Here is a 6,220-nt window from a genome sequence, read left to right on the forward strand (position 1 = left end):
GGCCGGGCGGCGCGGGCGCCGGACGGCGTCCGGGGGCGCGTCAGTAGGTGATCGTGTAGACCTTGCGGAGCGTCTCGTGGACGGTCCAGGTGGTGCGGTCGCCCGCCCGCAGCACCCCGCAGTCGCCCGGGCCGAGCTCCAGCGTCGGGCCGCCGTCGACCACGACGGTGGCCCGGCCGCTCAGCACCACGAACACCTCGTCCGCCTCGACGTCGGTGGCCACGCCCGGGGTGATCTGCCAGACGCCGGTCTCCCCGGTGGCGGACCCGGTGAGCACCAGGCCGGACACCTCGGGGGCGCCGGAGACGATCTGCGCCGGGTCGAGCGGATCGGGAACGAGCTCCGCGGTCGGGACGTGCAGGGCGAAGGCGGGGGTCGGCATGCTGGTCATGGGGTCGACGCTAGCCGCCGGGCCGGGGCCGCACAGGACGCAGGGTGTGTCGGGTCCGCGAGGGAGAATGACACTCCGTAGTGATGGACGGAGGTGGGCCCGGATGGGCGCGGACGACGAGACGGCACCGCAACCGGACGCGCCCGGTGCCCTGGACGAGCGGGACCGGGCGGTACTGGAACTGGAGGGCCGCTCCTGGCGGACGGCCGGCGCCAAGGAACGCGCCGTCCGGGAGGAGCTGGGGCTCTCCAGCACCCGGTACTACCAGCTGCTGAACGCGCTGCTGGACCGGCCCGAGGCCCTGGCGCACGCCCCGGTCCTGGTCAACCGGCTGCGCCGGGTCCGCGACGCCCGCCGGGCGGCCCGGTAGCGAGGGCCGCGCGGGCCCGACGGGTGACCCCCGGCCGGGGTGGGTACGGTGCCAGGCATGGGCCTTGCCGACATGACGCGACCACTGACGGATGCCGGGCGCGCGGGGCTGGCGGCGCTGCTCGCCGCGCCGCACGACGCCGTGATCGCCCTCGACTTCGACGGGACGCTCGCACCGATCGTCCCCGATCCGAGCCAGGCCCGGGCGCACCCGGGCGTGGTGCCCGCGCTGCGCGCGCTGGCGCCGCACGTCGGCACGGTCGCGGTGGTGACCGGCCGCCCGGCCGAGCTGGCCGTGGAGTACGGCGGGCTCGCCGGGCTCGCCGGGGTGGTGGTGCTCGGGCACTACGGCGCGGAGCGCTGGGAGGACGGCGAGCTGACCGCGCCGCCGCCGCACCCGGGGGTGGCCGCGGTGCGCGAGCGGCTGCCGCGGCTGCTGGCGGAGCTCGGCGCGCCGGAGGGCACCTCGGTGGAGGACAAGGGCCGCTCGGTGGCCGTGCACACCCGGCGCGCCGCCGGGCCGGCCGCCGCGTTCGAGCTGCTGCGGGCGCCGCTGGAGGCGCTGGCGGGCGAGCACGGGCTGGTGGTGGAGCCGGGCCGGCTGGTGCTGGAGCTGCGGCCGCCGGGGGTGGACAAGGGGGCGGCGCTGACCGGGCTGCTGCGCGAGCGCGGCGCCCGCGCGGCGCTCTACGCGGGCGACGACCTCGGGGACGTCCCGGCCTTCGCGGCGGTGGAGAAGCTGCGCGGGGAGGGCCTGGCCGGGCTGCTGGTGTGCAGCGGCGCGGTGGGCGAGGTGCCGGACGCGCCGGTGCGCGAGCTCGCCGACCGGGCGGACCTGGTGGTCCCGGGCCCGGCCGGCGTGGTGGAACTGCTCGGCGCGCTGGGGGAGGAGCTCAGGCACGCCCCAGGGCGTTGAGCTGGTCCAGGAACCACTGCTGGGGCGGCAGCGCCGTCGCGGCGGCGGCCAGCCGCTTGGTGCGGTCGGCGCGCTCGTCGGCCGGCATGGTGAGCCCGGCGTGCAGTGCCTCGGCGGTGGCCACGATGTCGTACGGGTTGACGCTCAGCGCGTCCTCGCCGAGTTCGGCGTGCGCGCCGGCCTCCCGGGACAGGACCAGCGCGCAGCCCCGGTCGGAGACCACCGGGACCTCCTTGGCGACCAGGTTCATGCCGTCCCTGATCGGGTTGACCAGGGCCACGTCGGCCATCCGGTAGGCGGCCAGCGAGCGCGGGAAGTCGTCGTCGACGTGCAGGATCAGCGGCGTCCAGTCCGGCGTGCGGAACTCCGCGTCGATCTCGGTGGCGAGCGCCCGCACCTGGTCGGTGTAGGCCCGGTACTCGGCGAGGTCGGTGCGGGACGGGTAGGCGAAGGCGATGTGCACCACCCGCCCGCGCCACTCGGGGCGGGTGCGCAGCAGGTGCCGGTAGGCCAGGAAGCCGCGGACGATGTTCTTGCTCAGCTCGGTGCGGTCGACCCGGACGACGGTGCGGCGCTCGCCGACGGCGGCGCGCAGGGCGGCGAGCCGCTCGTCGACGTCCGGGCGGTGGGAGCGCTCGCGCAGGAAGTCCGCGTCGGCGCCGAGGCCGTGCACGCCGAGCACGGTGGTGCGGCCGGCGTAGGTGACGGTGAGCGCCTCGCGGTCGACCGTGGCGCCGAGGAACCGCTCGCAGCAGTCGGCGAAGGCGAGCGCCCAGCGGCGGGTGAGGAAGCCGGCCCGGTCGGCGCCGAGGATGCCGGTGAGGACGGTGGCGGCGATGTCGTCGGGCAGCAGCCGCAGGTACTCGGGCGGCGCCCAGGGGGTGTGCGAGAAGTGGCCGATCCGCAGGTCGGGGCGGGCGGCGCGGAGCAGCGCCGGGACGAGCGAGAGGTGGTAGTCCTGCACCAGCACGGCGGCGCCGGGGGCGGCCTCGGCGGCGAGTGCCTCGGCGAAGGCGGTGTTGTAGGCGGTGTAGGCCTGCCACTCGGTGCGGAAGCCGGCGTCGAAGGAGGGGGCGGTCGGGGTGTTCCAGAGCAGGTGGTGGACGAACCAGAGGGTCGAGTTGGCGATGCCGTTGTAGGCGCGGGCGAAGGTCTCCGGGTCTATGTCGAGCATCCGCACGGCCTGCCCGCCGACGTCGTGGCCGGCCCGGTCGAGGCGGCCGTCCGGGGCCTCCCGGGCGGCCCGGCGGTCGGCGTCGGAGAGGGCGGCGCAGACCCAGACGGCGTCCGGGTCGTCGATGGCGGAGAGCCCGGAGACCAGGCCTCCGCCGCCTCTGCGGAGGGTCAGCGTGCCGTCGTCCGCGGTGCCGAAGGACACCGGCCCCCGGTTGGACGCCACCAGGACGGGGGCGGCGCCGGTCGGATTCGAACGCTCGGTCGTGTCAGGGCCCATGGTTGGTTGGTTGCCGGGGGTCCGGGGTGGCAAACCCCTCATCGCCGGGTGGCGTACTCCGGGACGGTGTGCATCGGGGGGCGTTCGGTGGCGGTGACCGGGTGGGTGTGGGCGGTGAAGGCGCGGGTCCGCGGGTCGCGGGTGAACTGGGTGAGCCGGGGGCGGAGCAGGTCGGCGGAGGCCTTGAGCCGGTGGGCGCGGTCGAGGCGTTCCAGCGCGGTGCGGTAGATGGTGGCGGCCATCCGGCCGAGCGCCTGGCCGTCCTGGTGCCGGTGGTGGCGGACGCCGACGTCCACCTGGGCGAGCGCGTCCAGGCCGGCCGTCTCCAGGGCGTCGACCAGCAGGCCGAGTTCGACGCCGTAGCCGGTCGGGAAGGGCAGCCGTTCGAGCAGCGAGCGACGGGCCGCGTACTCACCGCCGAGCGGCTGGACGAAACCGGCGAGTTCCGGCCAATGCAGGTTGAGCAGCGGGCGGGCGACCAGTTCGGTGACCCGGCCGCCGCCGGCCGGGACGACCGCGCCCTCGGTCTCCAGCGGCCGGTCGTACATCGCCTTGACCAACTGGATGTCCGGTTCGGTGAGCAGCGGGCCGAGGATGCCGGAGACCAGCGCCGGGTCGAACTCCCGCAGGTCGGCGTCCACGAAGCAGACGATCTCGCCCCGGGTGACCAGCAGCGATCGCCAGAGCACCTCGCCCTTGCCGGCCTCGGCGGGCAGCCGGGGCAGGATGGTGTCGCGGTGGACGACGGTGGCGCCGGCCGCGGCGGCGACCTCGGCGGTGGCGTCGGCGGAGCCCGAGTCGACCACCACCAGCTCGTCGACCAGCGGCAGCCGCTCCATCAGCTCGCGGCGGATGATCCGGACGATCTCGCCGACGGTGGCCTCCTCGTCCAGGGCGGGCAGCACGACGCTGACCGTGCCGGCCGGGCCGAGCGCGCGCTTGGCCGCCGGCAGCGTGTGCACCGGACGGTCGGCCGCGCTCCACGAGCGCCGGCGCAGCCAGGACGCCGTCTCGGGGAGCAGCTCGGGGGTCGGTTCGGGGGGCACGGTGCTCTCCTCGGCGGGTCGGGAACGGGGGCGGGTACGGGGCCGGATGGGACGGGGCATCTCGCGTGGCGGACGGTGCCGTTCGGGTTTGACGCCTTCGGATACAGTCTTCGTACAGCGGTCGGACCTTCGCACGCCGGGGTCACCGCTGAGCAGGACCACAACTTCACAGAGCTCATCCAGAGGGACTGAGGGAACGGCCCGTTGACGTCCCGGCAACCTTCTCGCACGGCTGGCTTACGCCCCGGCGGGACAGGTGCCAATTCCGGCCCGGGCGCGACCGCGTCACGGGGAAGATGAGGAGAGAGGCCTCCACTCATGGCTATCGACACCGCCGCACCCGTCACCGTCGACCTCGGCCCCGCCGCCCAGCTGTCCTGTCGGGAATGCGGAACCCGTTTCCCGCTCGGTCCCAGCTTCGCCTGCCTGGAGTGCTTCGGTCCGCTGGAGATCGCCTACGAGTTCGGCGGCGAGGGCGCCGAGGAGCTGCGCAAGCGGATCGAGGCCGGTCCCGCGTCGATCTGGCGCTACGCGCCGCTGCTGCCGGTGCCCGCCGATGTCGCCACCAAGCCGAACCTCAACCCGGGGTGGACCCCGCTGGTGAAGGCCGACAACCTGGGCCGCGAGCTGGGCTTCACCGCGCAGCTGCACGTCAAGGACGACTCCGGCAACCCGACCCACTCCTTCAAGGACCGCGTGGTGGCCTGCGCCATCGAGGCGGCCCGGGCGTTCGGCTACACCACGCTCTCCTGCTCGTCGACCGGCAACCTGGCCGGCGCGGTGGGCGCGGCGGCGGCCCGGGCGGGCTTCCGGTCCTGCGTGTTCATCCCGCACGACCTGGAGCAGGGCAAGGTCGTGATGGCCGGGGTGTACGGCGGCGAGCTGGTCGGCATCGAGGGCAACTACGACGACGTGAACCGGTTCTGCTCGGAGCTGATCGGCGACCCGGCCGGCGAGGGCTGGGGCTTCGTCAACGTCAACCTCCGGCCGTACTACGGCGAGGGCTCCAAGACGCTCGCCTACGAGATCTGCGAGCAGCTGGGCTGGCGGCTGCCGGAGCAGATCGTGATCCCGATCGCCTCAGGCTCGCAGCTCACCAAGATCGACAAGGGCCTGCAGGAGCTGATCAAGCTCGGCCTGGTCGAGGACCGGCCGTACCGGATCTTCGGCGCCCAGGCGGCGGGCTGCTCGCCGGTCTCGGCCGCGTTCAAGGCCGGCCACGACGTGATCCGGCCGGTCAAGCCGGACACCATCGCCAAGTCGCTGGCGATCGGCAACCCGGCCGACGGCCCGTACGTGCTGGACATCGCCCGGCGCACCGGCGGCGCGGTGGAGGACGTGACGGACGAGGAGGTCGTGGCCGCGATCCGGCTGCTGGCCCGCACCGAGGGCATCTTCGCGGAGACCGCGGGCGGCGTGACGATCGGCGTGCTCAAGAAGCTGGTCGAGACCGGCCGGCTGGACCCGTCGAAGGAGACCGTCGCGATCAACACCGGCGACGGCCTGAAGACCCTCGACGCCGTCTCGGAGGCCGGGATGACCGCCGTCATCCGGCCGACCCTGGAGTCCTTCCGGGACGCCGGCCTGGCGTCCGCCTGACCCCCGCGCCCCGCCGCACGCGCCACCCGGCCCCGCCCTTCCCCGCCCCGTCCCACCCGCTCGCGCCGCCCCCGCGCCCGCACCGAGGAGACCCCCATGAGCGCCAACGTCCGCATCCCGACCATCCTGCGCACCTACACCGGCGGCGCCAGCGAGGTGCCCGCCGAGGGCACCACGCTGGGTGAGGTCATCGCCGACCTGGAGAAGAACCACGCCGGGATCGCCGCGCGCATCCTGGACGACACCGGCAAGCTGCGCCGCTTCGTCAACGTCTACGTGAACGACGACGACGTGCGCTTCGCCGAGGGCCTGGCGACGGAGATCAAGGACGGCGCGAACGTCTCGATCATCCCGGCGGTCGCCGGCGGCTGAGCCGCGCCGCGCGCCCGTCCCCGCGGGCCGGCGCGCCGTTACCGGCCGTGGGGGGGGGGGGGGGGGGGAGATAG

Annotated in this window: 7 protein-coding genes and 1 riboswitch; of the genes, 4 read left to right on the forward strand and 3 right to left on the reverse strand. The window is 74.9% G+C overall.

Annotated elements, in window-relative coordinates; genetic code table 11:
- Window positions 1-40: 40 nt before the first annotated feature.
- Window positions 41-391, reverse strand: coding sequence for a cupin domain-containing protein (locus ABTX81_RS32750; protein WP_350553251.1), 351 nt, complete (start codon window positions 389-391; stop codon window positions 41-43).
- 103 nt (window positions 392-494) lie between these two features.
- Here ABTX81_RS32750 and ABTX81_RS32755 point away from each other — a divergent pair, with 103 nt between their 5' ends.
- Together ABTX81_RS32755 and otsB are read left to right on the forward strand one after the other, a co-directional pair.
- Window positions 495-761 carry a DUF3263 domain-containing protein gene (locus ABTX81_RS32755; protein ID WP_350553253.1) on the forward strand — a complete coding sequence of 89 codons (267 nt, stop codon included), beginning with the start codon at window positions 495-497 and terminating at the stop codon, window positions 759-761.
- A gap of 57 nt (window positions 762-818) precedes the next feature.
- Entirely contained in the window at window positions 819-1,676 is an 858-nt protein-coding gene (gene otsB, locus ABTX81_RS32760) for a trehalose-phosphatase (protein ID WP_350553255.1), read from the forward strand.
- On the opposite strand, the gene ABTX81_RS32765 is transcribed toward otsB, so the two are convergent.
- Window positions 1,654-3,129 carry an alpha,alpha-trehalose-phosphate synthase (UDP-forming) gene (locus ABTX81_RS32765; RefSeq protein WP_350553257.1) on the reverse strand — a complete coding sequence of 492 codons (1,476 nt, stop codon included), beginning with the start codon at window positions 3,127-3,129 and terminating at the stop codon, window positions 1,654-1,656. The genes otsB and ABTX81_RS32765 overlap by 23 nt on opposite strands.
- Window positions 3,130-3,167: 38 nt before the next feature.
- Window positions 3,168-4,151, reverse strand: a complete 984-nt coding sequence (locus tag ABTX81_RS32770) for a glucosyl-3-phosphoglycerate synthase (protein WP_502892908.1) — start codon at window positions 4,149-4,151, stop codon at window positions 3,168-3,170.
- A gap of 196 nt (window positions 4,152-4,347) precedes the next feature.
- Window positions 4,348-4,478: riboswitch (SAM riboswitch) on the forward strand.
- A 15-nt stretch (window positions 4,479-4,493) separates the two neighbouring features.
- Between ABTX81_RS32770 and thrC the strand changes: the two genes are divergently transcribed.
- Together thrC and ABTX81_RS32780 are read left to right on the forward strand one after the other, a co-directional pair.
- Entirely contained in the window at window positions 4,494-5,774 is a 1,281-nt protein-coding gene (gene thrC / locus ABTX81_RS32775; RefSeq protein WP_350553261.1) for a threonine synthase, read from the forward strand.
- 96 nt (window positions 5,775-5,870) lie between these two features.
- Window positions 5,871-6,146, forward strand: coding sequence for a MoaD/ThiS family protein (locus ABTX81_RS32780; protein WP_350553263.1), 276 nt, complete (start codon window positions 5,871-5,873; stop codon window positions 6,144-6,146).
- Window positions 6,147-6,220: the final 74 nt, after the last annotated feature.

Origin of the sequence: Kitasatospora sp. NPDC097605, assembly GCF_040302725.1 — a bacterium.
Classification (GTDB): Bacteria; Actinomycetota; Actinomycetes; order Streptomycetales; family Streptomycetaceae; genus Kitasatospora.

Coding starts and splice junctions, on each gene's coding strand:
- ABTX81_RS32755 (WP_350553253.1), top strand. CDS start 495: ATGGGCGCGGACGACGAGACGGCACCGCAACCGGACGCGCCCGGTGCC.
- thrC (WP_350553261.1), top strand. CDS start 4,494: ATGGCTATCGACACCGCCGCACCCGTCACCGTCGACCTCGGCCCCGCC.
- ABTX81_RS32780 (WP_350553263.1), top strand. CDS start 5,871: ATGAGCGCCAACGTCCGCATCCCGACCATCCTGCGCACCTACACCGGC.
- ABTX81_RS32750 (WP_350553251.1), bottom strand. CDS start 391: ATGACCAGCATGCCGACCCCCGCCTTCGCCCTGCACGTCCCGACCGCG.
- otsB (WP_350553255.1), top strand. CDS start 819: ATGGGCCTTGCCGACATGACGCGACCACTGACGGATGCCGGGCGCGCG.
- ABTX81_RS32765 (WP_350553257.1), bottom strand. CDS start 3,129: ATGGGCCCTGACACGACCGAGCGTTCGAATCCGACCGGCGCCGCCCCC.